Genomic DNA, 25,100 nt, shown 5'->3' with positions numbered 1-25,100 from the left:
AATCCTCCGTGAGAAAAATCAGAAACGCCAACAATCATGCCATTTTGCGTGGACTTGGTGGAAGATTGGAAAAAAAGATGGCGAAAACCGTGAATCCGCTCGTGCCGTCGGGAAAACATGCGTATTCTCGGATACATGACAAACTTCACATTCAACGAGAAAGCCATCGTCCCCGTCAATGACGATCAACTGGACGAGGTCAGCAAGGGCGCGTTCTACAACCCCCACGAGATCCTTGGAGCCCATCAGGGCCCCGCCGAGTTCCCCGACACCTGCACGATCCGCGTGCTGCGCCCGGGCGTGCAGTCCGTCACGATCGTCACCGCCGACGGCGAATACCCGATGAAGCCGGAGCACAATGGCGTCTTCGTCACGCTCGTGCCGGCCGTCAGGACGAAGGACGGCTACGGCGTGCCCGACTACCGCATCCGCACCGTGCGCGCCGACGGCACGACCGTCGTCGAGAACGACCCCTACCGCTATCTGCCGACGATCGGCGACATGGACCTCTACCTGTTCGGCGAGGGCCGCCACGAACGCCTGTGGGAGGTCATGGGCGCCCACGTGCGCCGCTACGACGACCCGCTCGGCGGCAACGACGGCACGAAGGGCGAGCGCGTCGTCGGCACGTCGTTCACCGTCTGGGCGCCGAACGCGCACGCCGTGCAGGTCGTCGGCGACTTCAACGCCTGGGACGGCACGTGCCACGCGATGCGCGAGCTCGGCTCCTCGGGCGTCTGGGAGCTCTTCGTCCCGGGCGTCGAGGCCGGCGAGATCTACAAGTTCCACATCCTCAACGCCTACAACAACTGGGAGATGAAGGCCGACCCGATGGAGCGCTCGCACGAGGTGCCACCGCGCACCGGTTCGATCGTCGTCGAGTCCACGCACGAATGGCGGGACGGCGACTGGATGAAGCGCCGCGCCGAGTCCGATCCGCATCAGGGCCCGGTCAGCATCTACGAGGTGCACGCCAACAGCTGGCGCAAGGACGTGCACGACTACCGCGAGCTCGCCGACAAGCTCGTCCCCTACGTCCAGAAGCTTGGGTTCACGCATGTGGAGTTCATGCCGCTCGAGGAGTACCCGTTCGCGGGCTCGTGGGGCTATCAGGTCACCGGCTACTACGGCGTGGATTCGCGCCTGGGCGGCCCGGACGACTTCAAGTACCTCGTCGAGCGTCTGCATGAGGCAGGCATCGGCGTCATCATGGACTGGGTCCCCGCGCATTTCCCGAAGGACGCGTTCGCGCTGGGCCGCTTCGACGGCACGCCGCTGTACGAGGATCCCGATCCGACGCGCGGCGAGCATCCCGACTGGGGCACCTACATCTTCAACTTCGGCCGTCGCGAGGTGCGCAACTTCCTCGTCGCCGACGCGTGCTTCTGGCTCGACGAATACCATATGGACGGCCTGCGCGTCGACGCCGTCTCCTCGATGCTCTACCTCGACTACAGCCGCGAGCCCGGCCAGTGGCATCCGAACAAGTTCGGCGGCCGCGAGAACCTCGAGGCAATCGACTTCATCAAGGAGGCGAACGCCACCGCGTACAAGAACAACCCGGGCATCATGATGATCGCCGAGGAGTCGACCGCGTATCCGGGCGTCACCGCGCCGACCGACCAGGGAGGCCTGGGCTACGGCCTCAAGTGGAACATGGGCTGGATGCACGACACGCTCGAGTATCTGCATGAGCAGCCGATCAACCGCAAGTGGCACCACAACGAGATCACGTTCTCGATGGTCTACGCGTATTCGGAGCACTACGTGCTGCCGATCAGCCACGACGAGGTCGTCTACGGCAAGGGCTCGCTGTTCGGCAAGATGCCGGGCGACGACTGGCAGCGCTACGCCGGCGTCCGTTCGCTGTTCGCCTACCAGTGGGCACATCCGGGCAAGAACCTGACCTTCATGGGCAACGAGCTCGCGCAGTACGGCGAATGGGACTACAACAGCCAGCTCGACTGGGACTGCCTCAACTGGCCGGACCACCGCGGCGTGCAGGCGCTCGTCGCCGACCTCAACAAGCTGTACAAGGAATCGCCGGCGCTGTGGAGCCAGGACTTCACGCCCGACGGCTTCCAGTGGCTGACAAGCGACGACGCCGACCACAACACGCTGAGCTTCGAACGCATCGGCGCCCACGGCGAACGCATGGTCGTCGTCGTCAACTTCTCGGGCACCGCATGGGCCGACTATCAGGTCGCGCTGCCGCTCGGCGGCCGCTGGAAGGAGGTCCTGACGACCGACGACAAGAAGTACGGCGGCTCGGACATCCACAACACGGACATCGAGGCGAACGCCGGCGCGTACCATTCGCGTGAATGGTCGACGCGCATCACAGTGCCGGCACTCGGCGCCGTGTTCCTCGTCCCGGACAACGACTGACCCGAAGCAACCAAGGACTGGTGATTATGGTCGCACACGTACAGATGCCGAACTCCTACACGATCCTCGTCGTGGAGGACGAGCCGACGCTCGCCACAGCCATCGCGCAACGTCTCACCGCCGACGGCTGGAAGGCCCGCATCGCCTCGGACGGCATCAGCGCCGTGAAAGCAGCCGCCCAGCTCCGCCCCGATCTGATCGTCATGGACGTCATGCTCCCGGGCATGGACGGCGTCGAGGCGACGAAGCACATCGTCGCGCAGCGCCCCGTGCCGGTGCTCATGCTCACGGCGCGCGACGACGAGTCCGATGTCATCATCGGGCTCGGAGCCGGCGCCGACGACTACATGACCAAGCCGTTCTCGATGCGCGAGCTCGTCGCCCGCGTCAAAGCGCTGCTGCGCCGCGTCGAACGCGCGAAGGTCATCGCAAGCAAGTCGGAGCATGAGAAGATCCTCGACTTCGGTTCGCTCGTCATCGACCCGGCGACGCGCCGCGTGACGCTCGACGGCGAGACCGTGCACCTGACGCCGACCGAGTTCGACCTGCTGACGACGCTCGCGCGCAAACCGAAGTCGGTGCTCACGCGCGAGCAGCTGCTCGAGGAGGTCTGGGACTGGGTGGACGCCTCCGGCACGCGCACCGTCGACTCGCACGTCAAGGCGCTGCGTCACAAGCTCGGCGCCGCGACGATCCGCACCGTGCACGGCGTCGGCTACGCCTTCGAGCCGCCAGAACAGTGATGGCGAAGCAATGCTCCCGTCCCGGTGCGCCGGGACGGGAGCATGCCGAGGGACAGCGCCCCATCGGCATGTTCTCATCACTGCGCGCCGAACTGAGTCTCCTCATCGTCGTCGCGACGATCCTCGCGTTCGTCATCGCGTGGCTCCTGTCGATCATCGGCATCAACGGATGGCTGTCGATGCCGGTGACGATCGTCGTCACGCTCGCGTTCACCTACTTCACGTCCCGCGGCCTGACTCGGCCGCTCGGGCAGATGCGCGACGCCGCCGAGGCGATGGCGCAGGGCGACTATTCGGTGCGCATCCACCTCAACAAGGACTCGAACGACGAGATCGGCCAGCTCGCCGAATCGTTCGACACGATGGCCGACGAACTCGAACACGCCGACCAGATGCGCCGCGACATGATCGCGAACGTGAGCCATGAGCTGCGCACGCCGGTCTCGGCGCTCCAGGCGATGGTCGAGAACATGGCCGACGGCGTCGTCGAACCCACGCCGGTGAACATGGAGAACATCCTGAGCCAGACGCACCGGCTGTCCGACCTCATCTCCTTCCTGCTCGACATGTCGCGCGTCGAGGCGGGCGCCTCGAGCCTTGAGATCGAACGGCTCAACGTCGCCGAACTCATCGACGAAACCGTCGGTCCGCTCGAATACGCCGACGCCGGCCACGGGCACACGATCGAGCAGCGCGTCCCCGACGACCTCGTCGTCGAAGGCGACGAGGCACGCCTGCGACAACTGCTGACGAACATCATCGCGAACGCGCTCAAGCATTCGCGCGACGACACGGCCGTGCTCGTCGAGGCGCATGCCGGCGAACACGGTGACACGGTGATCATCAACGTCGTCAACTTCGGCTCGGACATCCCCAAGGAAGTGCGCAACGACATCTTCCGCCGCTTCGTCAAGGGCACGTCCGGCCCCGGCACCGAATCCGGCGGCACCGGGCTCGGCCTGTCAATCGCGCGATGGGCGGCGAAACTGCACGGTGGCACCGTCCAGGTCGTCGACGACCCGCGCGGCGTCGACTTCGAGATCACGCTGCCGGTCACGCCGCCCGATCCGCAAACGCTTCAGGAGCAGGCGGCGGGAAGGGACTCCGAGACCGCCTACGACGGCCAGTGAAACCCACTCCTCCACAACCACGTGACGGCCATACGCAGATGGTGCGGCGCCCCGTCGGGGCGCCGCACCATCTGCGTATGCCGTATTCCCCTATCCCTATCCGTCAGCCCGCGCATCTCATCGGCAGCCGTCGCCCGCGCCGTCATCGGCGTCGCCTTTGTCTTTCGGCGGCGTGTAGGCGAGCGCGAAGGCGGTGAGCACGTCGTGGCCGGCGTCGACGAGCGCGTCCGCGCATGCGCCGATCGTCGCACCGGTCGTGACGATGTCGTCGAGCAGGACGAGCGGCATCGTCGAAGCTGGCCATATAGCGTCGTCGACGATGATGCGGCCGTGGATGCGGCGCATGCGGTCGCGCGCGCCGTGGGTCTGCACCGATTTGCCGTGCACGGCGTGCACCCGCAGCATCGGGAGGACCTGCGTGTCGGATAGTCCGCGGCTACGGCAGTGCGCGGCGAGGGCGTCGGCGAGCGGGTCCAGATGACGGCGGCCGCGACGGCGTGTGGAGCGCGACGACGAGGGTGCGGGCACGATGCCGATGCCGGTTGGCATGGGATCGAGTGCGGCGATGATCGGTGCGCCCGCCGTGTCGAAGAGGTCGGCGAGGGCGTCGGCGAACGGGCCGTCGGCCTCGGCGTCGCCGTGGTCCTTCCATGAGAGGATGGCGTGACGGACGGGGCCGCGGTAGGTGCCGCAGGCGATGCCGTGGCCGGCCGCGCTGCGCGGCAGCGTGAAGGCGACGGGTCGGCGCAGGGCCTGCGCACATTCGGTGCACAGGACGGCGTCGGGGCATGCGCAGCCGGCGCAGGCGCGTGGCAGCAGGACGTCGCGCAATTGGCGCCATGCCGCCGCGAGCGCGTTCGTCATCGCTTCCGTCGCGGTCATCTCGGTTCCCTCGCGGTCGTCGTGGTGGTCCTGTCGTGCGTGCGTCGTCTGTCAGTGGCGCAGGCGCGTGTTGATGGCGTTGATGAGCCGGAGGGTGTCTTCGGGGCCTGTGACGCGGATGGCGATCGTGCCGGCTGCGGCGGCCGGGTAGTCGTTGCCGTCGGGGTCCATGCGGTCGCCGATGAAGGCGATCGAGGCGACGTCGACGCCGGTGGCGCGGGCGAGTTCGCGTACGGCGTAGGCTTTGTCGATGTCGCGTGCGGAGATGTCGACGCTTGTGGAGCCGCCGGAGCGCACCTTGAGGTTGGGCAGGTCGTGCTGGACGGCTTCGGCGAGCCGGTTCTTCTTGGCGTTGTCGGGGTCCCAGCGTTCCTTGGCGTCGACGGGCGCCTGCTGGCCGAGCGCGGAGTAGGTGATCTGGCTGCCGCGGTCCTCGATGATCGGACCCCAGGTGTCGTCGGTCCAGATGCCTTGTTCGCGTGCGTGGCGTTCGAGGGAGGCGATGGCGGCTTCGCGGTCGGCCTGTGACAGGTCGCGTTCGTAGATCTTGGCCCATGCGGCGCCGTCCCAGTGGTAGTAGCGTGTGCCGGTCGTGGGCATGAGGTGCAGGTTGGCGCGGTCGGCGTCGGCGGTGAGCATGTCGGTGACCTGGCTTTCGATGAGCGGCATGACGCCGCCGGAGACGATGGCGACGGGGATGAGCGTCGTCAGTTCGCTCAGTGCCTCGGCGATGTCGGCATGCATGGGTTTCTTCGATCGCGCGAGCGTGCCGTCGAGGTCGAAGGCGGCGACGCGCATGCGTGCGCACAGCGCGTCGACGTCCACTTCGCTGCTTTGGGCGATGTTGGGTTCGTTCATCGTTCACCACTTCCCCGTCTTGTTCCTGGACATCCTTGTATCCTACCGTGCCTGCGTGATGTGGGTGCGGGCGTGGTCGGCTACAGTGGAGGCCATGACCCAGCTTCCTTGGAATGCCAAAGTGTATCGCAATCGTCATGGCCGTGGGATGCGCACGCCGATGTTCGGCACGCGTCTGCCGCGGTATCGGACGCGTTCGGGGCTGTTCGACGATCTCGTCGTCGCGCAGATCCGTCGTCTGTCGGCCGCGTGGCCAGAGCTTGTGCGGCCGTTGCAGTTCGCCGTGGAGGATGTGCCGCCGTCGTCGCCCGCGCCGTGGGAGCGCGAGCCGCGGCTGTTCTCGCAGGCGTTCCCGGCCGAGCATGGCGCGCCGGCGCGCATTGTGCTCTACCGGCTGCCGATCCAGACGCATGCGGTGAACCGCACTGATCTGCAGTTGGCGATCCGCGACGAGATCGTCGAGTCGATCGCCGAGCTCTATGGGCGCCGCCCCGACGAGATCGACCCCGATTTCGGCCTGTGACGGACGCCGCTCAGCGTACGATGTCCGGATCGTTGAAGGCGTGCACGAGGTGCCGCGGCACGTCGAGGCTCGTCGCCGGCACGTAGGCGAGCGCGGCGGTCTTCGCGTCGCGCAGCGTCGTGTTCGTCACGAACGCGCCCCACACGATCGTCAGGTCGGCGTCGGCGACGCGGATCGCGGCGACGCGTTTGCCGAGGTCGGCGCTGTTCAGCGTCGTCGACGAGTCGGCGTCCACTTTGACTGTCTTGGTGCCGGTTTCCTCGCCGTGCTCGTCGTAGCCGGCGAAGGTGATTGTCGCGCCCTCGGCGCCGGCATTGGCGACCGTGAGCGTCGCGGCGGCGCCGTCGGGCAGCGTGAGCGCGGACTGCGCGTAGGCGGTGTGCGCGTCGATGACGGTGTAGTCGCGTCTGCCGTCGGCGCCTTCGACGGTGCTTTGGGCGGCGATGGCGCAGGCGGCGTCGCTTTGTGCGAGGATCGCGTGGGCGTCCTTGGGCCGGTCCTTGAGTTCCTTGAGCGTGACCTTGCCGCCGCGCGCGTCGAGACGGCCGATGTCGATCAGGCCGTGGTCGCTCATCCATGACAGCGTGACCGCGGTGTCCTTGTCCGCGTATGCGCTCAGCGTCGTGGCCGCGTCGCCGTCGGGCAGCATGATTGTCTGCGTCGTGGAGGCGTCGGGCAGCGGCGTCACGTAGTCGTTGCCGTGCGGCGTCAGGCCGTCGATCGCGACGGAGCGCACGACGGCGGCGATCGGCGCGTCGTGGCTCGTCACGCTCACGTACAGGCCCTGCTCGTCGGGGGCGGCGGCGTTGAGCAGCATGTCGGCGCTCGCGTTCGCGCCGACGGTGAGGACGGACGACGTGGCCGGCGTGATCTTGCCGTGTTTCGTCCCCCATATCGCGATGTCGACGCTCGTGGGCTTGTCGGACGGGTTGGCGACGACGAGCTGCTGCGTGTTGCCGGTCGTTGTGCTCGGTACGAGGAAGCGTTGGGTCAGGGCGGGCGACACGCAGGAGGCGGCGGCGATGCCGGGGATGTCGCCGGTCGTCGCCCATGAGGCGACCGACCCGGTCGATCCGGTGCCGTCGGCGGCGGACAGCAGCCGCGTGTCGAGGAGCGTGGCGTCGGCGTCCTTGTCCTGACCGGCGATGAAGACGTCGGCGTCCTCGTCGCCGTTCGCGCCTTCAAGGACGAGGCCGTCGGCGGATCCGGAGGCGCCGAGCGCATCGGCCTGGGCGTGGAAGACCGAGCCGAAGGCCGCGTAGCGGCGCGCCGAGGCGAGGTCGCCGGTCGATGTGTGGAACTCCTCGTCGCCGTAGGAGGCCGAATCGGCGATCGTCATCGCGGCCGGGCAGTAGCGCAGCGTCTGCTTGGCGCTCGCCTGTTCGGAGATCGTCGCGTCTGCGACGGCGGGCGCGTCGTGCGCGCCGGAACACGGCGGCACGATCGTCAATGCGGCGAACAGCGCGATGACGGCGACGCCCGTCACGGCCGTCGTCACGACGGTGCGCGTCCTGTGCGCGAAGTCGTCGAGACGGTTCGGTTCATCGCTCATTGCTGTTCCTCCTTGCTGACGCCGCGGCTGCGCGGTATCGCGACGATGATGTAGACCGCGACGAGCACGGCGAGGCACCATAGCCATGCCGTGCGCCACGGGCTCGTCTCCATGCGCCGCTGGTCCGTCGTGTCGATGCGCTGGGACGCGGTGGCATCGAGCGTGAGCCGGTAGTACGTGCCCTGCGCGTTGGCGACGACCTCCTGCGTGCCTTGCGAAGCGGTCACGTTCGCCTGGAGCTGTTCGCCGGCGCGCACGCTCAGGTCACGTCCCTCGTCGGTGACGACGTAGATGCCGCCGAAGCCGAGGTCGGACAGCTGGCGTATCGCGTCGTTGTCGCTGTTGGCGAGCAGGCTGGCGGCGATGTGGGCGAGCTGCTCGTCGTCGGTGTGTCCCTCGTGGTCGAAGGCGCGGCTGACGCGCCACGCGGCGGAGCTGTCGATCAGGTCGCCGCGGCCGGTGCGCATCGCCGTGTAGGCGACGGTGTCGGCGTTCGTGGCCGCGAGCGCGAGCACGCGCCGGTCGGGATCCTGCGCCAGATAGTCCTGGGCGACCATCGGCAGGCCGTCGCCGGTGATGGCGACGCCGCCGGCTTCGGCCGTCTGAACGCCGAACAGCAGGCATACGGCCGTCATCGCCGTCAGGAACACGGTGACGGCGCCCTGCACGATCGTCGTCGCGCCGAATCGGCGCGTGCGGTCGGTGACGAGACGGTGGAAGGGCGTGACGCCGGGGCCGGCCGCCATCGCCACGCAGGCAAGCATGCCGCATGCGGCGAGCGCGACGCCCGGCAGCACCGATCCGGCGGCGGCGCCGTCCGGCGTGGCGGCGATGACGACGACGGCGGAGGTGACGGCGAGCATGAGGCCGCACAGCGTCACCGTCCACAGGATGCGGCATGGGCGCAGCATACCGGGGCGCAGCAGCGTGAGCAGCGCGATGACGGCGCATACGATGCAGCACAGCACGAGCACGGTGCGCGTCAGGTCGTCGCCGGCGAGCGCCGCCGACCATGTCGGCGCCTGTTCGAGGCCGAAGGCGCGCCATACCATCGTCGTCAGTCCGATCGCCTCCGGCGCGCCGTTGACGGGGGCGCCCGGGATCATGACGTCGCCGAACAGCTGGCGCCACATGCCGTCGCCGGCGTAGCGCACCGCGTTGACGAGCGTCGGCGCGAGCGCGAACGCGGCCGGCAGCGGGATGAGCAGCAGCATGAGCCGGTGGCGGCGCACGAAGACGAGGAACGCGACGAAGATGACGATGAGCGCGAGCAGCAGCTGCGGTTCGGCGGCGACGGCCGGGATGAACAGCAGCGCGGCGGCCGCGGCGGCCTGCACGGATGAGCGCGGGTTGACGGGATCCTCAGTGCGGTACATGCCGACGGCTTTGAACGACAGCGCGAGCGCGGCCGGCAGGAATGTCATGACGGTGAGCATCGGCAGGTTCGCCGTCGAGTACAGGCCGAAGGCGAGCGACAGGCCGTACCAGCACAGCGCGGAGGCGACACGGATCGGGTTGGAGCGGGTGACGACGCCGGCGAGCGCCCAGAACGACAGGACGCTTGCAGGGGCGGACAGGAAGAAGATGAGGGCGAGCGCGGCGGCGACGTGGCCGGCGGTGAACACGGACGCGGCCATGAGCACGAGCAGCCATGGCGAGGGCGGCGCGGGGATGCCGGTGCCGATGCCGTAGACCCAGGGGGTCGTGGCCGCGGCGGCGAGCTGGCGCCATCCGGCATCGGTGGGCAGCAGCTGGTTCGAGAGGATCGATTCTCCGGAGAACGCGTGGCGCAGGATCGGCCAGTACATGGCGGCGGTCGCGGCGAAGGCGAGCGCGGCGGCGGCGAGCGCCCACGCCCAGCGGCGGATGCGTCGGCGGCGCAGGTGGACGACGGCGAGCGGGTCGAGGATGACGTTGCCGCGCTGTTCGTCGAAGGCCCGCGAGCGCGCCTTCCATTGGCGGATCTGACGGCGGTCGGCGATCAGCGGCGCGAGCGTGGCGCGCGGCACGTGGCTTGCGGCGGCGATGCGGTGGCGTGCGGCGAGCGCGCCGGGGACGGCGGCGAGCGCGGCCCATGGCATGACGAGGCGGCACATCGCCCGGTAGGGGCGTTTGCGGAACAGCAGTGCGACGGCGTCGCCGAGTGCGGTGAACAGTCCCAGGATCCACGCCAGCGGCCACCAGGGGGCGGCCATGTCGGTCATCGCGTATTTCTGGGCGCCGACGAGCTGCGTCATCGACGAGTCGACGGCGGCGTCGGGTTCGATCGCGCCGCCGTCGCGCGAACGCACGCCGTCGTAGCGTGCGCGCCGGTGCGCGATGCGCGCCTCGGGCACGACGACGACGCGGCGCCCGGACAGGCACAGGCGTCGGCAGAGATCCTCGGATTCGTCGAAGGTACCGAACCACGGGTTGGCGCCGTGCACGGCGGCGAGCGTGTTGACGGGCACGAGGGCGCCGGCGAGCGAGACGGAGAAGACGTCGCGCCGTCCGTCGTACTGCTCCTGGTCGGGTTCGCCGTCGACGACGAGGGAGACGACGCGTCCGCGCGCCGCGTAGCAGCCGACGCCGTGCAGCGCGCGACCCTCCCAGTCGAGCTGCTTGGCCCCCAGCAACGCGGCCGTCGGCGAGTTCGCCCATGCGTCGAGGAGCCGTTCGAGGCAGTGGTCGTCGGCGGGGCGGGATTCGTCGTGCAGCAGCCACAGCGTCTTCGTCGACGTGTCCACCTGCGCGTTGCGCAGCACCTTGGTGACGGCGTCGGCGAAGGAGCGGGCCTGGGCGACGCGCACGATCTGGATCGAGATGCGCTGCGGCTCGGGCATCGTCTCGAGCACGTCCTCCTTCGTGGGGATGATCTCGAAGCTCGTCTGCACGGACTGCACGGTGCGCCCCGAGCAGTCGGCGACGACGATCGTGGACGGCAGCACGCTCTGGGCGAGCACGGCGCGCAACGTGCGGGGCAGATAGCGCAGGTCGTCCTCGACGGTGATGACGGCCGTCACGTTCGCCTCGGCCCGCTGGCTGTGCGAATACGGCCGCGATGCAAGGGCGGCGCCGATGATGCGCTGGATCTCACTGTTGCCCGAGAGTGTCATGCGTCCCAGTGTACGCAGAAGGGTATATCCGCCCTTGGCCGCCCCCTGGAGCGCCTTGAGGGGCGGCACGCACGGCTTTCTCACCGTCATGCCCTATAATCGCATATGATTGCACGTCGGCGGCATGGGGCCGCGCACGCGCATGGGGACCCCGCGACGGGGAACGACGCACGAAAGGTGGACCGTTGGCCTCTCATACCGCGAAGAAGACACGTGAAGCGTATCTGGGCAGCTCCCGCAAGGCGAGGCCGCGGCACAGCGCCGTGGCATGGCGCATCCGCCACCGCGCGCTCGTCGCCGTCGCCTGCGTCGTCGTCGCCGCGCTCGTGTTCGCGTCCACGGCCGTGGCCTCCACATGGCTCAACCTCAACCAGGCCGTCCAGGAGGGCGCCGTCAAGACCGTCTTCGTCGACGAGGAGAAGCTCGACCCCAACGAGGGACGGCCGATCAAGTTCGTCCTCATCGGCCAGGACACGCGCGACGACGGCAACGCCGACCTGTCCGGCGGCCTGCACGACGGCGAGGACGGCCTGCACAACGCCGACACGACGATGGTCGTCGACATCAGCGCCGACCGCAACTTCATCAACATCGTCTCGATCCCGCGCGACTCGATCGTCGACGTGCCCAACTGCCGCACGAGCGACGGCAAGGACATCCCCGCCCAGTACGGCGTCATGTTCAACTCGGTGTTCTCCACCGCCTGGCGCGAGGGCGGCGACCTGTCGACGGCGGCGAGCTGCACGGTGACGGCCGTCAACGCGCTCACCGGCATGCACATCACGAACTTCATCGTCGTCGACTTCAAGGGTCTGGCCGACATGATCGACGCGATCGGCGGCGTCGACGTGTGCATCCCGGTCGACACCGTCGACGCGAACACCGACATGGACCTCAGGAAGGGCATGCACCACCTCGACGGACGCCAAGCGACGAACTACGCGCGCATGCGCCACGGCACCGGCACCGACGGCAGCGACATCATGCGCACGACGCGCCAGCAGTACCTGATCAAATCGGTGATCGCCGAGGCTATATCGAAGAACATGTTCACGCAGACGAGCGAACTCTACCAGCTCGCACTCGCCGCGATCCGCTCGCTCAACATCAGCTCAGGCATGGCCGACACGAACGCGCTCGTCGCGCTCGCGTTCAGCCTGCGCCACCTCGACGTCTCACACGTGTACGCGCAGACTGTGCCCGTCATGCCCGCCCCCTTTGACCCCAACCGCGTCGTATGGGCCGACAACGCCTCCGAGGTCTGGGACCGGCTGCGCGACGACCGTCCGTTGTACGGCGACGACACCAACGACGACGCTGCCAAGGACGACGGCAAGAACGACAACAACAAGGACGGCTCCGCGAACGGCAACGCGACGGCCACGCCAGAACCCACCGAGACGGGCTACGGCACGGGCGACGAGACGCCCGCCGATACGCCGTCGGCGCAGCCCTCACCGACCGTCGATCCGAAGACCGGCCTGATCAAACAGGAGGACGGCACGCTCATCGACCCGAACACGAACGGCGTCGTCGACCCCGAGAACGGATCGATCCGCGACCCCGAGACCAACCAGTACATCGGCATCGCCTACCAGTACCTCAACACGACGATCTGCTCGGTGCCCGCGAAACACGAATGACCGACGGACGCCGCCGGCCACGGGCCGCGGCACGATGAGGGCGCAAGACGCCCCGTGGAGGAACGATGAGCAACACCGATGATCCGACGACACCGCCGAGCTTCGCGCCCTCGCCGCGCCGCAGACGCGACGCGGACGGCGCGACGCCGCGCACGACATCAGACATGACACCGGATGCGGTGCCGGCGGCTCCCCCGAGCTTCGCGCCGCACGCCCGCACGGCCTCCACCGGATCATCGCGCCCCTCCTCCACGCATCCCGCCTCAATCCCGCCGCGCACGTCCGGTCGGCGCACGACATCCGAACGGCGCGTGCCGCCGCCGACCGCCGCATCGTCCGCGTCGACCACATCATCCACACCATCCGGCGCCCGCGCCCGCACGGCGACGGCATCGTCGGGCGGCGTCGCGGTCGCACGCCGGCGCCATCCGCACCGCGCGCGCAGGATCGTCGTGGCGATCCTCGCGACGCTGCTCGCCATCGCACTGATCGGCGGCCTGAGCGTGTGGCACTGGGTCGACTCCGGACTGCGCCGCGCCGACTGGCTCACCGACACCCCCTCGGGGCCGGCGACCTCATGGCTCATCCTCGGTTCGGACGAACGCGATGGCACGACCGGCCAGGACGGCACGACCGGCGAACGCACCGACACAATCCTCGTGCTCACCAAGCCGAAGAACGGTCCGTCGTCGCTGATCTCGATCCCGCGCGACTCGCTCGTCGAGGTCGACGGCGCATTGAGCAAGATCAACGCCGTGCTCGGCCTGTACGGCAGAAAGCCGCTCGTCGCGAAGGTCGAAGACATCACCGGCCAGAAGATCGACCACGTCGCGAAAATCAACTTCGGCGGCCTGACGACGATCGTCGACGCGCTCGGCGGCGTCGAACTGTGCTACGACCAGGACGTGGACGACGAGAAGTCCGAGATGCATTGGAAGGCCGGCTGCCACGTCGTCGACGGCAAGCAGGCACTCGCCTTCTCCCGCATGCGCTACTCCGACCCGCAGGGCGACTTCGGCCGCGCCCAGCGCCAACGCCAGGTCATCGGCGCGATCGCGAAGAAGGCGGCCTCGCCCTCGACACTGCTCAACATCCCCAAGCTCACGCGCGTCGGCGACGCGGCGATGGCGGCGATCAGCGTCGACGACCAATCGACGCCGGCGACGATGGCACGTATGCTGCTCGCCTTCCGCGACGCGTCCGGCGCCGGCGGCATCACCGGCACCGTGTACTGGACCGACCCCGACTACTACGTCGACGGCGTCGGCTCGTCGGTGCTGCTCGACGACGCGCGCAACACCGAACTGTTCTCCCAGCTCGTCGACGGCACGCACAAGGCCGGCGTCGTCGGCACGCAGGCCGAGCAGCAGGGCTGACCGCACCGGCGCATGCCCGCTGCGCCTGAAACCACCGAGCCGAAAACCGCTGAGGCAAGCCTCCACCGCGCCAAATCCATTGCGCCAAATCCATTGCGCCGACGGCGAACACCGCGGCGTACGACCCGCCGACGGTTTGCCCTTGCCGTCCCACCGGCGCATGCTGTGCGCATGGACGGCAAGGGCAAGGCGGTGCGCACGGCGAAACGCGTCAGACGAATGCGCCATGTGCGGCTGTGCGCCTACGGCGCCCCGCTCGCGGCGCAATGCGTCATGCTCGCCATGCTGCTGGCCCAACGGCAATGGCTGTTCGCGACGATGATCGCCTCGGGCTGCATTGCCACGCTCGCCTCATTCGTCCTCATGACGGCCGGCCGCGACGACGACACGACCACGCCGGTCTCATCCGCAACCGCGCAATCCATGTCCGCGACCGACCCTGCGGACGATGCTGCACGGGACGCCCATGCGCCGCCCGTGCCGTTGGCGTCGGTGCTCGGCTTCGCCGACGACGCCGCGCCCTTCCGTTCAATCGCACACCGCTGGTGCGTCGCCGACGGCGGCTGCCGCGCCCCCGTGGGCGTCAACGGGTCCGGACAGGCCGCCGTCATCGACCTTGCACGGTTCGGCCCGCACGCGATCGTGGCCGGCACGACCGGCTCGGGCAAGTCAGTGCTGCTGCAGGACTGGTGCCTGGCGCTCGCCTGCCGCTACCCACCATGCCGCGTCCAGCTCGCGCTGCTCGACTTCAAAGGCGGTTCGGCGATGGATGCACTCGCCGGACTGCCGCATGTGCGCGGCTGCGTCAACGACCTCGACCTCGCCTACGCCAAGCGCGCGCTGCTCGCGCTCGAACGCGAGCTGACGCGCCGCGAACAGCTCGCGGCAGATCTGGGCGTCGCCGACCTGATGGGAGCGCCCGATCCGCCCGCCCGGCTCGTCGTCGTCGTCGACGAGTTCCATATGCTCACCGGCCAGCTGCCGGACCTCGCCGACCGGCTCACGCGCATCGCTTCGCTGGGCCGTTCGCTCGGCATGCATCTGATCGTCTGCACGCAGAACCCGCTCGGCGAGATCAGCGCGCCGATGAAGGCGAACATGGCGTTACGCGTCTGCCTGCGCATGCGTGACGCGATGCAGTCGCAGGAGATGCTCGGCGTCGACGACGCCGCCCGGCTGCGCGTCACCGAGCCGGGAGCCGCGATCGCGAGGATCGACGACGCCCGTGTGCGGCTGCGCTGCGCGTCCGACCCGGACCCGGAGCGCCTCGTCGATGAGATCGGCCGCGCCGCACGCGTGCACGGCCAGGGCGGCGCTCCCCCGCTGTTCACGGCGCCGGCACCCCGTCTCGTGCATGCGCGCGACATCGACGCACCACCCGGCGCGATCGCGATCGGGCTCGAGGACGACGGCGTGGCCACCGGCCCGTGCCTGTTCGACCCGGCCGACGGCAACCTCGCCGTCATAGGACGTCCCGGACGCGGACGCACGACGCTGCTGAGGACGATCGAAGAGGGCGCCCGCGCATGCGGCGCCGACGTCGTATGCATCGACGACGCCGACGCATGGTTCGACCCGTTCAGCGCCGACCCGCATGCCGCGCAGGTCCAGGAGCTCGTATGCTCGGGGCGGCGGTGCGTCGTGTTCGCGCTCGGCTCGTCACGCCGGCTTCGCGTGCCCGACCATTGCGCACGCCGGCTCGTCTTCCCGGTCGGCGAGCGCGCCGTCGACCTCGCCGACGGCATCCCCGCCTCCGTCCTCGACGCGATGGGCGCCGAGGATCTGCGCACGCCGGGACGCGGCGTGCTCATCGAGGCGGGCCATGTGCGGCTTGTGCAGTGCGCTGTGAGCTGAACGCCGCATGCGGGCCGTTTTTCGCGCAAGGTCTTGAAATCGCCCCGGTTATTGCCTAGCATGAGCAACGTAGTCGTTATCGGAACCGGACGGAAGAAGCCGGACAGCAGACAGAAGAAGGATGTCATCACCATGAGCAGTGCATTCGATTGGCGTGCGAAGGCGGCGTGTCGCGACAAGGACCCCGAGCTGTTCTTCCCGGTGGGCAACACCGGTGCCGCATACCAGCAGATCGAAGAGGCCAAGTCCGTATGCCGCACCTGCAAGGTCATCGACGCATGCCTCAAATGCGCGCTCGACACGAATCAGGACTACGGCGTGTGGGGCGGCCTGAGCGAGGACGAACGCAGGGCCCTCAAGCGCCGTGCGATGCGTGCGCGCCGCTCCGCGTCGATGCAGCTCGGCTGAGCCGACGCAACCCGGATCGGCGGCCCATCCGCCGTCGATATGCGAAGGCCCCGGTTCCCGCGATGGCGGGAACCGGGGCCTTCGTGCGGACCCTCTCAGGCGGCGCGCAGCTTGATGGCAAGCCGCACGCGCGTGCCGCCGGTCTCGACCGGCTCCCAGCGCACGGTACCGCCGAAGTCGTTCGTCACGAAGGTGTTGATGATCTGCGTGCCCAGGCCCGAGCCCGAGGAACGGGCCATGCCGTCCTCCTCCTCGCTGCCCATGCCATTGCCGTCGTCCTGCACGACGATGTCGAGCTCGTTGCCGCGCCGGTCGGCCGTCACCGTGATGTGCCCCTCCTTGCGGCCCTCGTAGCCGTGTTCGACGGCGTTCGTCGTCAGCTCGGTGAGCACGAGCGACAGCGGCGTCGCGTCCTGCGCCGGCATCATGCCGAAGCTGCCGACGAAGTCGATCGAGATGCGCTGGTCGCTCATCGCCGTCAGGTCGACGCTCATGCGCAGCAGGTTGGCGATGACCTTGTCGAAGTCGACGATCTCGTCGGCCGACTGGCTCAGCCCCTCGTGGACCATCGCGATCGTCTGCACGCGCCGCTGTGCCTCCTTGAGCTCCTTCTTGACCTCGTCGGACTTCGTCTTGCGCGCCTGCAGCCGCAGCAGCGCGGAGACGGCCTGCAGGTTGTTCTTGACGCGGTGGTGGATCTCGGAGATCGTCGCGTCCTTCGTCTGCAGCTCGACCTCGCGCCGGCGCAGCTCGCTGACGTCCCGGCACAGCACGATCGCGCCGGTGCGTCCGTGCTCGTCCATCAGCGGCAGCGAGCGCATCGAGACGGCCGAACGGTTCGCGACGAGTTCGGAGTCAATCGCGGCCTTGCCGAGCAGCACGAGCGGCAGCGATTCGGGCACCGGGTCGTTCTCGTGGATCAGGCTCGTGCCCACCTCGCTCAGGTTGGCACCCTCGAGCATGTCGACCATGCCCAGACGTCTGAAGCAGCTGATGCCATTGGGCGACGCGTACTGGACGATGCCGTCGGCGGACAGCAGGATGAAGCCGTCGGCGACGCGCGCGTTGTGCCGCTGGCTGAGGACGGAGTCCTTGTAGGGGAACTGGCCGCGCGGGATCATGCCGTACAGCTGCTTGCCGGCACCGATGCTTTCGAGTTCGTAGCGGCCGTTCGATTCGCGCGTCGCAAGGTTCGTCTCGCGCACGACGAGGCCGAGCGTCTTGCCGCCGTGGCGGATCGGCGCGTACACGTTGCACACGAGCGCGTCGCCGATGCGGCGCAGCACCGACGAACGGTAGACGCCGTCCGACTTCATCGCCTCGGCCATCTCCTCCTGCAGCTCGTTGTCGACCCGTTCGCCGACGACGTCGTCGATGCGCAGGCTCACGACCGTCGACGGGCGGCACTGGCCGGCGATGACGAAGCTGCCGTCGCCCTTCTGCAGCACGAGCAGCAGGTCGGCCAGACTCAGGTCGGCGATGACCTGCCAGTCGGCGACGAGATGATGGAGCCATTCCTTGTCGGACGCGTCGAAATCGGGGCGCGTCGCGAGAATCTGTGAAAAATCAGCCATGTTCCCCATGATAGGCCACATCGGCGCCCCCGCAGGGCGGCGGCTGTACGCGCGGGGCTCAATCGACACCCCTTCAGCGGGTCAGGTCAACAACCTACGCTATAGTAACCTACGATTGCGTAACCAAGTGTGGACGACACGACGGGAGGATGCGACGATGAGCGCAGGGACGACACAGGCCGCGGGGGCGGCCATGGACGGCGACGACCAGCTCGAGCAGCGCCGGCGCGAGCTGGCGCAGGCCAGACGCACGGCGCTCGAGGCGAAGGCCGAGGCGACGCGTAGCAGGGCGCGCGCGAAGGCGGCGACGATCCTGGCGAAGGCGGACAGCCGCGCGAAGAAGGCGATCGCCAGGGGCGAGGAGAAGGCGGCCAAGCTTGAGGGCGTGCGCGCGCCGCGCCGGATCCGCCTCGACGTCCACGGCCGCGAGAAGCCGGCCATGCGCGGCTGGCTGCACGCGGCCGCCGCGCCGCTCGCGCTCGCCGCCGGCATCGTGCTCGTCTGTCTGGCGCACGGAGCCGGCCTCAAATGGGCGTGCGCGGTCTTCATGACCGCCTCGCTCATCCTGTTCGGCAACTCCGCCGCCTACCATCTGGGCGACTGGTCGCCGCGCGTGACCGACGTGCTCAGGCGCATCGACCACGTCAACATCTTCCTGCTCATCGCCGGCACCTACACGCCGGTCTCCTTCGCGCTCGACGCGTTCTGGCGCAACACGATCATCATCGGCATGTGGGGCTGCACGGCCGTCGCGATCCTCATCCACGTCGTGTGGATCGACGCGCCGCGCTGGCTGTACACGCTCGTCTACGTCGTCTTCGGCGTCTCCGGCGTCGCCTTCATGGGCATGTTCTGGGTCTCCCCCGCCGCCGGCCCTGCCGTCGTGTGGCTGCTGCTGTCGGGAGGCGCCTGCTACATCGCCGGCGCCGTCGTCTACGCGCTGCGCCGCCCCGACCCGTGGCCGAAGGTCTTCGGCTTCCACGAGATCTTCCATCTGGGCACGATCGCCGGCTACGCCTGCCACATGGTCGCGATCTACCTCGTCATCTGCCGTCTCGCGAAGATCGGCTGAGCCCGCGATAATCAATCGACAAAAGCCAATTAAGGGGGCGCGCCGGGGATGGCCCATGATGGGCCATCCCCGGCGCGCCCCCTTAATTGGGATCGTCCGCGTCCGGCGACGCGTCCGCTCAGTCGAGCGGCTTCGATTCCTTGATCGTCACCGAGATGTCGCGGCCGTTGGGGGCCTTGTAGGTGACGACGTCGCCCTCGTGCGCGCCGAGGATGGCGGCGCCGATCGGCGATTCGGGGCTGATGACGTCGTAGTCGGTCGCGACGGCGATGTCGCGCGAGCCGAGCACGTACTTCATCTCGCGGCCGGCGAGCTCGATCGTCACGAGCGAGCCGTTGCCGACGACGCCGGCGTCCGGCGCCTCGAGGATCTTCGCGTTGCGCAGCTTGACGATGAGCTCATTGATGCGCCCCTCGTTCTTGCCCTGTTCCTCGCGCGCGGCCTGATAGCCGCCGTTCTCGGACAGGTCACCCTCGGCGCGCGCCGCGGCGATGCGTTCGGTGATCTCCTCGCGGTACTCGCCCTCACGGTACGCGAGCTCCTCCTTGAGCTTGTCATACGCCTCCTGCGTGAGCAGGACGGTCTTCTCTTCCTGAGCCATGATGTCCTCCTTCATGGAAAAGCCTTGATATGCAAAATCCGCATCGTGCACGCCGGGGCGGCTCCCCGACGGGCGCGATGCGGCCGATGCGGCCGGCGTCGGGCCGGCCATGCCCGTTTCAGCGCGTGGAGATGATGTCCACGACGAACTCGAGCGTGTCATCGCCGCCGATGCCGGCCTGCGGCACGCCGCGCGAGCCGTAGCCGTACTCCGGCGGGATCGAGATGAGCAGACGCGAGCCGACGTTGTGGCCAGGGACCGTCTGGTCCCATCCCTTGATGACCTGGCCGACGCCGATGCCGAAGCTCGCCGGCTGGTGGCGTTCGAAGCTCGAGTCGAAGGCCTTGTCGTTGCCCCAGACCTGACCGTGGTAGTTGACGGTCACCGTGTCGCCGCGGCGCACCATCGGGCCGTTGCCTTCGACGAGCTCGACGACCTTGAGCCCCTTGGGCGCCTCGTCCTGCGGGAACGTCATCACCGGCAGGTCTCCGAATCCGCCTTCGACCTGGGGCATCTCGTTAGCCATGTTTCCTCCTTGGTTCCAAGCACAACGGGACCCAGCCTAGCACAGAACGGCCCATTGCGCCGAGGGTGCCCATGTCAGCATTCGACGACGTTGAGCGCCAGGCCGCCCTTCGACGTCTCCTTGTACTTCGCCATCATGTCCTCGCCCGTCTCCTTCATCGTACGGATGACCTGGTCGAGCGTGACGATGTGCGATCCGTCGCCGAGCATCGCCATGCGCACGGCGACGACGGCCGTGTTCGCGGCGACCGCGTTGCGTTCGATGCACGGGATCTGCACGAGGCCGCCGACCGGGTCGCACGTCAGCCCCAGATGATGCTCCATGCCGATCTCCGCCGCGTTCTCGACCTGTCTGGGCGTGCCGCCGACGACGGCGCACAGCCCGGCCGCGGCCATCGAGCACGCCGAACCGACCTCGCCCTGACAGCCGACCTCGGCGCCGGAGATCGAGGCGTTGCGTTTGATCAGATAGCCGACGGCGCCGGCCGTGAGCAGGAAATCGCGTATGCCCTCGTCGCTCGCCCCGGACAGCAGGCGGCGGTAGTACAACAGCACCGCCGGGATGACGCCGGCCGACCCGTTCGTCGGCGCCGTCACGATGCGCCCACCCGCGGCGTTCTCCTCGCTGACGGCAAGCGCGAACAGGTCAATCCACGACGATTCCGACGATTCGAGATGTCGCAGACCCGCCGACGGGTCGGCGCGCAGCACGTCGCCGGCGCCGCGCAGCCGCGCGTAGACGCCGGGCGCGCGTCGCGGCACGTCGAGGCCGCCAGGCAGCACGCGTTGCGTGCTCGTACAGCCGGCGACGACCGAGGCGCGCATCGCCTCCCAGATCGCGTCAAGCCGCACGTCGAGCTCGTCCGCACCGTGCAGCGCCGTCTCGTTGTCGCGCACGATCTGCGCGATCGACTTGTGCTCGTCGGCGCAGATCCTCAGTAGTCCGTCGGCGCTCGTGAACGGATGCGGCACGCCGGCGAGGTCGTCGTCGCGGCGGTATTCGCCTTCGCGCGCCTCCTTGGCCGCCTGTTCGGCGTGCTCGTCGTGGGCGTGGATCGGCAGCACCGGATCGTCGACGAGACCTTCCTGGATGAAGCCACCACCGATCGAATACCAGACCTGTTCGAAGACGACGTCGTCGTGCTCGCCGTAGGCGATGCAGCGCAGCCCATTGGGATGTGCGGCGAGACGATGCCACACGTCGAGGATGACGTCGTGTTCGAAGTCGAAGGGAATCGTGCGTACACCATCGAGGTCGATCGCGCCGCGCGCGTCGCAGCGCGCATGGATGTCGGCGAGGTATGCGGTGTCGACGTGCCGGGGATCGTTGCCTTCGAGGCCGGCGACGGCAGCGCGGTCGGTGCCGTGGCCGAGCCCGGTCAGGGCGAGCGAACCGTACAGGGTGACGGCGACGCGCGCCACACGTGGCAGAATGCCGCGTTCGCGCAGCGCTTCGGCGAAGGCGCGCGTCGCGAGCATCGGGCCGACCGTGTGCGACGAGCTGGGGCCGACGCCGATGGAGAACAGATCAAGGACGCTGAACATGCCTGACAGTATAGGCGTCGCCGCCGCGTTCCGCCGTCGGCTGCCGGGCGCGCATATGAAACGCGCATGGCGGCCGTCGGGCCGTCATGCGCGTCGATGCGTGCGTACGTCGGCTCTCACAGCGCGTGGAGCATGATGAAGAGGACGTAGCCGCCGTAGCAGGCGATGAGCAGGACGGCGAGTGCGATCGCAATGAGCGCCTTGCGGTGGCGGGCGAGGCGTTCGCCAAGCGTGTAGGCGGCGAAGAACGCCGCCATGCCGAGCAGCGCGCCGCTGACGACGGCGATCGTCGTGTCGTGCGAAGACAGCACGCCGGCGCCAAGGCGCCCGGTGATCATGTTGCGCACGCCGAGGATGACCCACACGGTCCACACGCCGAACGAGATCGCGCCGATCGTCGCATAGACGAGCGGCTGCAGACGCCGACGCATGCGGTAGGCGAAGGATTCGGCGCACCACAGCAGCGCGAAGCCGACGACGAAGGAGAACATGACGGCGAACAGCGAGGCGACGCCCGCCCACGGCACGAGCGCGAAGACCGCCGGACGGAAGGTCGCAGTCAGCGGCGAGCAGAAGATCTCGCAGAACGTGAGCGTCGCGGCGAGAATGACGGCCTGCGCGAGCATGATCGGCACGCCCGTCGTCTGGTCCTTCACGACGCTCGTATGTGCGCGCGCGGCCGCGGCGCCCCTCGATGCGCTGGAGATTGATTCGCTCATGTGATTCCCGTCGTCCGTAGGTCTGGTGGTCATGTTGTTGCGAGTGTACGAAGGAAAAGCGCGCGTTGTGTTACGGACGGATGACGATGTCGTGAGGGAATCGGCGGATCGTGGGAACGCGGCGCGTATGGACACGCCGATGACCGTATCAGCATGCGCATATACGGGAAAACCCGCCATTTCTGGCGGGTTGTCAGGGTGCCCCCAGTGGGACTCGAACCCACACGCCGAAGCGTTCGATTTTAAGTCGAATGCGTCTACCGATTTCGCCATGGGGGCGTGCGGCCGGCGGCCTCACGCCGGCACCGTAGGCATTATGCCACGTCAGCGTTCGGCGAGCAAACGCCGTCCCATGTCGAGCACGAGCCCGTCGAGCAGGCCGTGCTCGCTCGCCACGTAGGAGTCGATGACCTTGCCGTGGTCGGCGCGCGCCGCCTCGGCGATGCGCTCGAGCACGCGGCTCCAGATGAGCGCGCCGCCGCCGACGACGTCGATGCGCCCCGGATGGATCGTGCGGTAGCCGCGCCGCTCCTCGCGGGGCATGTGCAGGAAACGGTCGTCGACGTCGAAGGCGGTGAGGAAGTCCATGCGCACGCCGTCGACGGCGCAGTGGTCGTATTCGGGCAGTCCCATCGCCAGCGCCGTCATCGTCGTGACGGTGCCGGACACGCCGATGATCGTGTTGGAGGTGCCGGCCGGCACATGCGCGAAGGCCTCGTCGATGTGCGCGTCGATGTCGGCGACGGTCTCGTCGATCTGCTGCTGCGTCGGCGGGTCGGAGTGCAGATGGCGTTCGGTCATGCGCACCGAGCCGATGTTCATCGAGAACGCGGCGCGCACCTTCGTCGCAGGCATCGCCTCGCCGTCGCCACCGACGACGAGCTCGGTCGAGCCGCCGCCCAGATCGACGACGAGGAACGGCGGCTCGAGGTCGTCGCGCGACGTCATCGCCGTGGCCGCCAGGAAGCTCAGGTCGGCCTCCTCGGTGCCGGAGATCACTTCGGGGCGCACGCCGAGGATCGATTCGATCGTGTCCTCGAACTCCTTGCGGTTCTCGGCGTCGCGCGTCGCCGACGTGGCGACGAAGCGCAGCGCGTCGACGCGGTGCTCGGCGAGCACGGCCGCGAACTCGCGCGCCGCGGCGTAGGTGCGTTCGAGCGCGTCGTCGGCGAAGCGATGCGTCTCGTCGACGCCTTCGCCCAGACGCACGACGCGCAGCATGCGCGGCACAACGTCGTGGATGCCGTCCGCGTCGACGCGCGCGATCTTGAGGCGGATCGAGTTCGTGCCGCAATCGATGCCGGCGACGACGACCGACGTCTCCGACGCGTTTTCCTCATTATGTTCGTTGCCTTCGCCGCGTTCGTCGCGTGTATCGCGTTCGGCGGCGTGACGGCGCGCGCGGCGCGCGGCGCGGCCCTCGTCGAGCGGCGCGCAGCGGCAGACGTCGGCGTCGAACTCGCCGCTCATCCGTTCGAGCGCGTCGTCGCCGATCGGGTTGACGCCCGGGCCCATGACGAGGCTCTGCGCAACGAGCGCGTGCAGGCACTTGACGCGGGTCGGCATGCCGCCGGCGCTCGTGCCCTCGATGTGCGTCTCATCGTCACCCAGACGCGCCGCCAGCGCATGGCGGAACGCAAGGTACACCACATGGGCGCGCTCGTAGGCGCGGCGCAGATCCTCGTCCTCGGCGAGGCGCGCGTTGTACTCCTTCATCAGGCCTTCCGCCTCGAGATGCGATGCGGCCTTGACGGCCTCCGGGCTCGTCAGGTACATCGTCGTCGGGAAAGGGATCCTGCCGTCGACGAGCGGACGGGTGACGACGGCGAGCGGACGGCCGCAGCGGCAGCGCGCGCCGACGGCGACCATGCCACGCGGGAAGCGCCCCAGCTGCGCGCCGACGACCTCGACGTCCTCCTCGCTCGCCGGCGCGGCAAGGAAACGGTCCACGAGTTCCTCGGCCCGCTGCATCATCTCGGCATCGAAATCGGTCACTGCTGCTCCTTGTCCTGATCGTCGGACGGCGTCGCGGCACCGGCGTCCGTCTCGTCGTGTGCGTCTGCGCCATGCGTCTTGTCCTTGCCGGCGTCGGCCTCCTTGAACGAGTACGCCATCTCGCTGTACCACGGCAGCGTCGTCTCCTGCGCGCCGTCGGCGCCGTCGAGCGGCGTCGACGTCTTCTTGCCGGTCACGGCCTCGGGATGTTCGACGCGGATCGGCTGTTCGCCGGGGAACACGTAGCCGAGGCGTTCGCGCGCCTGCGCGGTCACATAGGCGTCGTCGTCCCAGCGTTCGATGTCGTTCTCGAGCTCCTGCTTCTGCGCGACGAGCGCCGCCTCCTGCTTCTTGAGGCTGTTGAGCTCCGACAGATCGAGCGCATAGGAATGGAAGGTCGAGATGAGCTGGATGAGCCCGAGCGCGATGATGAACAGCGCGACGAAGAAGGCGATTGGCCCCGCGCTCGTCCGTTTCATCGGTTGCTGCTTCGCCTGCGTGGCGCGTGGTCGTTTGCTCATGGATATGAAAATACCCGCCGCATTCGACGAGCGGATGCGGCGGGCTGAAGCGTTCACGCGACGGTCACACGACGACGATGGTCATCATGCGGCCGG

Annotated in this window: 20 protein-coding genes and 1 tRNA gene; 9 read left to right on the top strand and 12 right to left on the bottom strand. The window is 68.4% G+C overall.

The features are described from left to right. The first annotated feature begins 135 nt into the window (after positions 1-135). From glgB to CGZ88_RS01450, 3 genes are all read left to right on the top strand, one after another. Positions 136-2,388: a 1,4-alpha-glucan branching protein GlgB gene (glgB, locus tag CGZ88_RS01460; RefSeq protein WP_101671113.1), complete on the top strand. Its 2,253-nt coding sequence runs from the start codon at positions 136-138 to the stop codon at positions 2,386-2,388. Positions 2,389-2,414: 26 nt separating this feature from the next. Beyond that, positions 2,415-3,131, top strand: coding sequence for a response regulator transcription factor (locus CGZ88_RS01455; RefSeq protein WP_026645003.1), 717 nt, complete (start codon positions 2,415-2,417; stop codon positions 3,129-3,131). Positions 3,132-3,199: 68 nt separating this feature from the next. Further along, positions 3,200-4,261 (top strand): sensor histidine kinase, encoded by a 1,062-nt coding sequence (locus CGZ88_RS01450; protein ID WP_341476306.1) that lies wholly within the window; start codon positions 3,200-3,202, stop codon positions 4,259-4,261. 117 nt (positions 4,262-4,378) lie between these two features. On the opposite strand, the gene CGZ88_RS01445 is transcribed toward CGZ88_RS01450, so the two are convergent. After that, positions 4,379-5,143 (bottom strand): ComF family protein, encoded by a 765-nt coding sequence (locus tag CGZ88_RS01445; protein ID WP_101670914.1) that lies wholly within the window; start codon positions 5,141-5,143, stop codon positions 4,379-4,381. A 51-nt stretch (positions 5,144-5,194) separates the two neighbouring features. Beyond that, positions 5,195-6,001, bottom strand: a complete 807-nt coding sequence (locus tag CGZ88_RS01440; RefSeq protein ID WP_243390030.1) for an HAD-IIB family hydrolase — start codon at positions 5,999-6,001, stop codon at positions 5,195-5,197. Between the two features lie 94 nt (positions 6,002-6,095). Here CGZ88_RS01440 and CGZ88_RS01435 point away from each other — a divergent pair, with 94 nt between their 5' ends. Next, complete coding sequence (locus CGZ88_RS01435; protein WP_026645006.1) at positions 6,096-6,524, top strand: metallopeptidase family protein; 429 nt, start codon at positions 6,096-6,098, stop codon at positions 6,522-6,524. Positions 6,525-6,534: 10 nt separating this feature from the next. On the opposite strand, the gene CGZ88_RS01430 is transcribed toward CGZ88_RS01435, so the two are convergent. Together CGZ88_RS01430 and CGZ88_RS01425 are read right to left on the bottom strand one after the other, a co-directional pair. Continuing rightward, positions 6,535-8,076: a DUF5719 family protein gene (locus tag CGZ88_RS01430; RefSeq protein WP_101670913.1), complete on the bottom strand. Its 1,542-nt coding sequence runs from the start codon at positions 8,074-8,076 to the stop codon at positions 6,535-6,537. Then, the gene (locus CGZ88_RS01425) at positions 8,073-11,171 is read right to left on the bottom strand and encodes a glycosyltransferase family 2 protein (protein ID WP_101670912.1); all 3,099 of its coding nucleotides are present in this window, start codon (positions 11,169-11,171) and stop codon (positions 8,073-8,075) included. Before CGZ88_RS01425 ends, CGZ88_RS01430 begins: the two co-directional genes overlap by 4 nt. A gap of 185 nt (positions 11,172-11,356) precedes the next feature. Between CGZ88_RS01425 and CGZ88_RS01420 the strand changes: the two genes are divergently transcribed. The 4 genes from CGZ88_RS01420 (at position 11,357) to CGZ88_RS01405 (ending at position 16,452) form a co-directional block, all read left to right on the top strand. Next, positions 11,357-12,814 (top strand): LCP family protein, encoded by a 1,458-nt coding sequence (locus CGZ88_RS01420; protein ID WP_423734394.1) that lies wholly within the window; start codon positions 11,357-11,359, stop codon positions 12,812-12,814. Positions 12,815-12,879: 65 nt separating this feature from the next. Beyond that, the gene (locus CGZ88_RS01415) at positions 12,880-14,190 is read left to right on the top strand and encodes an LCP family protein (protein WP_243390029.1); all 1,311 of its coding nucleotides are present in this window, start codon (positions 12,880-12,882) and stop codon (positions 14,188-14,190) included. A 171-nt stretch (positions 14,191-14,361) separates the two neighbouring features. Next, entirely contained in the window at positions 14,362-16,044 is a 1,683-nt protein-coding gene (locus CGZ88_RS01410; protein ID WP_165778680.1) for an FtsK/SpoIIIE domain-containing protein, read from the top strand. A 132-nt stretch (positions 16,045-16,176) separates the two neighbouring features. Further along, positions 16,177-16,452, top strand: coding sequence for a WhiB family transcriptional regulator (locus CGZ88_RS01405; RefSeq protein WP_024541252.1), 276 nt, complete (start codon positions 16,177-16,179; stop codon positions 16,450-16,452). A 95-nt stretch (positions 16,453-16,547) separates the two neighbouring features. Here the strand turns inward: CGZ88_RS01405 and CGZ88_RS01400 are convergent, their stop codons facing one another. Next, a complete protein-coding gene (locus CGZ88_RS01400) occupies positions 16,548-18,026 on the bottom strand; it encodes a sensor histidine kinase (RefSeq protein WP_026645011.1) in 1,479 nt (492 codons plus the stop codon). Positions 18,027-18,219: 193 nt separating this feature from the next. Between CGZ88_RS01400 and trhA the strand changes: the two genes are divergently transcribed. After that, positions 18,220-19,098 (top strand): PAQR family membrane homeostasis protein TrhA, encoded by an 879-nt coding sequence (gene trhA / locus CGZ88_RS01395; protein WP_101670910.1) that lies wholly within the window; start codon positions 18,220-18,222, stop codon positions 19,096-19,098. A gap of 118 nt (positions 19,099-19,216) precedes the next feature. Here the strand turns inward: trhA and CGZ88_RS01390 are convergent, their stop codons facing one another. The 7 genes from CGZ88_RS01390 to CGZ88_RS01360 form a co-directional block, all read right to left on the bottom strand. Continuing rightward, positions 19,217-19,699, bottom strand: coding sequence for a GreA/GreB family elongation factor (locus tag CGZ88_RS01390; RefSeq protein WP_026645013.1), 483 nt, complete (start codon positions 19,697-19,699; stop codon positions 19,217-19,219). A 118-nt stretch (positions 19,700-19,817) separates the two neighbouring features. Next, complete coding sequence (locus tag CGZ88_RS01385; RefSeq protein WP_026645014.1) at positions 19,818-20,225, bottom strand: FKBP-type peptidyl-prolyl cis-trans isomerase; 408 nt, start codon at positions 20,223-20,225, stop codon at positions 19,818-19,820. A gap of 74 nt (positions 20,226-20,299) precedes the next feature. Then, entirely contained in the window at positions 20,300-21,769 is a 1,470-nt protein-coding gene (locus CGZ88_RS01380) for an L-serine ammonia-lyase (RefSeq protein WP_026645015.1), read from the bottom strand. A 116-nt stretch (positions 21,770-21,885) separates the two neighbouring features. Next, positions 21,886-22,521, bottom strand: coding sequence for a cadmium transporter (locus tag CGZ88_RS01375; RefSeq protein ID WP_231371423.1), 636 nt, complete (start codon positions 22,519-22,521; stop codon positions 21,886-21,888). A gap of 166 nt (positions 22,522-22,687) precedes the next feature. Beyond that, positions 22,688-22,767, bottom strand: a tRNA-Leu gene (locus CGZ88_RS01370). A gap of 45 nt (positions 22,768-22,812) precedes the next feature. Continuing rightward, positions 22,813-24,462, bottom strand: coding sequence for a DUF501 domain-containing protein (locus CGZ88_RS01365; protein WP_101671109.1), 1,650 nt, complete (start codon positions 24,460-24,462; stop codon positions 22,813-22,815). Between the two features lie 17 nt (positions 24,463-24,479). Then, entirely contained in the window at positions 24,480-25,004 is a 525-nt protein-coding gene (locus CGZ88_RS01360; protein ID WP_101670909.1) for an FtsB family cell division protein, read from the bottom strand. Positions 25,005-25,100 lie beyond the last annotated feature (96 nt).

It is taken from the genome of Bifidobacterium anseris, assembly GCF_002860345.1.
Classification (GTDB): Bacteria; Actinomycetota; Actinomycetes; order Actinomycetales; family Bifidobacteriaceae; genus Bifidobacterium; species Bifidobacterium anseris.
The sequence above is the reverse complement of the archived record's forward strand: the minus strand, read 5'-3'. Positions and strand labels throughout refer to the sequence as shown.

Coding starts and splice junctions, on each gene's coding strand:
- glgB (WP_101671113.1), top strand. CDS start 136: ATGACAAACTTCACATTCAACGAGAAAGCCATCGTCCCCGTCAATGAC.
- CGZ88_RS01455 (WP_026645003.1), top strand. CDS start 2,415: ATGGTCGCACACGTACAGATGCCGAACTCCTACACGATCCTCGTCGTG.
- CGZ88_RS01450 (WP_341476306.1), top strand. CDS start 3,200: ATGTTCTCATCACTGCGCGCCGAACTGAGTCTCCTCATCGTCGTCGCG.
- CGZ88_RS01445 (WP_101670914.1), bottom strand. CDS start 5,143: ATGACCGCGACGGAAGCGATGACGAACGCGCTCGCGGCGGCATGGCGC.
- CGZ88_RS01440 (WP_243390030.1), bottom strand. CDS start 6,001: ATGAACGAACCCAACATCGCCCAAAGCAGCGAAGTGGACGTCGACGCG.
- CGZ88_RS01435 (WP_026645006.1), top strand. CDS start 6,096: ATGACCCAGCTTCCTTGGAATGCCAAAGTGTATCGCAATCGTCATGGC.
- CGZ88_RS01430 (WP_101670913.1), bottom strand. CDS start 8,076: ATGAGCGATGAACCGAACCGTCTCGACGACTTCGCGCACAGGACGCGC.
- CGZ88_RS01425 (WP_101670912.1), bottom strand. CDS start 11,171: ATGACACTCTCGGGCAACAGTGAGATCCAGCGCATCATCGGCGCCGCC.
- CGZ88_RS01415 (WP_243390029.1), top strand. CDS start 12,880: ATGAGCAACACCGATGATCCGACGACACCGCCGAGCTTCGCGCCCTCG.
- CGZ88_RS01410 (WP_165778680.1), top strand. CDS start 14,362: ATGGACGGCAAGGGCAAGGCGGTGCGCACGGCGAAACGCGTCAGACGA.
- CGZ88_RS01405 (WP_024541252.1), top strand. CDS start 16,177: ATGAGCAGTGCATTCGATTGGCGTGCGAAGGCGGCGTGTCGCGACAAG.
- CGZ88_RS01400 (WP_026645011.1), bottom strand. CDS start 18,026: ATGGCTGATTTTTCACAGATTCTCGCGACGCGCCCCGATTTCGACGCG.
- trhA (WP_101670910.1), top strand. CDS start 18,220: ATGGACGGCGACGACCAGCTCGAGCAGCGCCGGCGCGAGCTGGCGCAG.
- CGZ88_RS01390 (WP_026645013.1), bottom strand. CDS start 19,699: ATGGCTCAGGAAGAGAAGACCGTCCTGCTCACGCAGGAGGCGTATGAC.
- CGZ88_RS01385 (WP_026645014.1), bottom strand. CDS start 20,225: ATGGCTAACGAGATGCCCCAGGTCGAAGGCGGATTCGGAGACCTGCCG.
- CGZ88_RS01380 (WP_026645015.1), bottom strand. CDS start 21,769: ATGTTCAGCGTCCTTGATCTGTTCTCCATCGGCGTCGGCCCCAGCTCG.
- CGZ88_RS01375 (WP_231371423.1), bottom strand. CDS start 22,521: ATGACCACCAGACCTACGGACGACGGGAATCACATGAGCGAATCAATC.
- CGZ88_RS01365 (WP_101671109.1), bottom strand. CDS start 24,462: ATGATGCAGCGGGCCGAGGAACTCGTGGACCGTTTCCTTGCCGCGCCG.
- CGZ88_RS01360 (WP_101670909.1), bottom strand. CDS start 25,004: ATGAGCAAACGACCACGCGCCACGCAGGCGAAGCAGCAACCGATGAAA.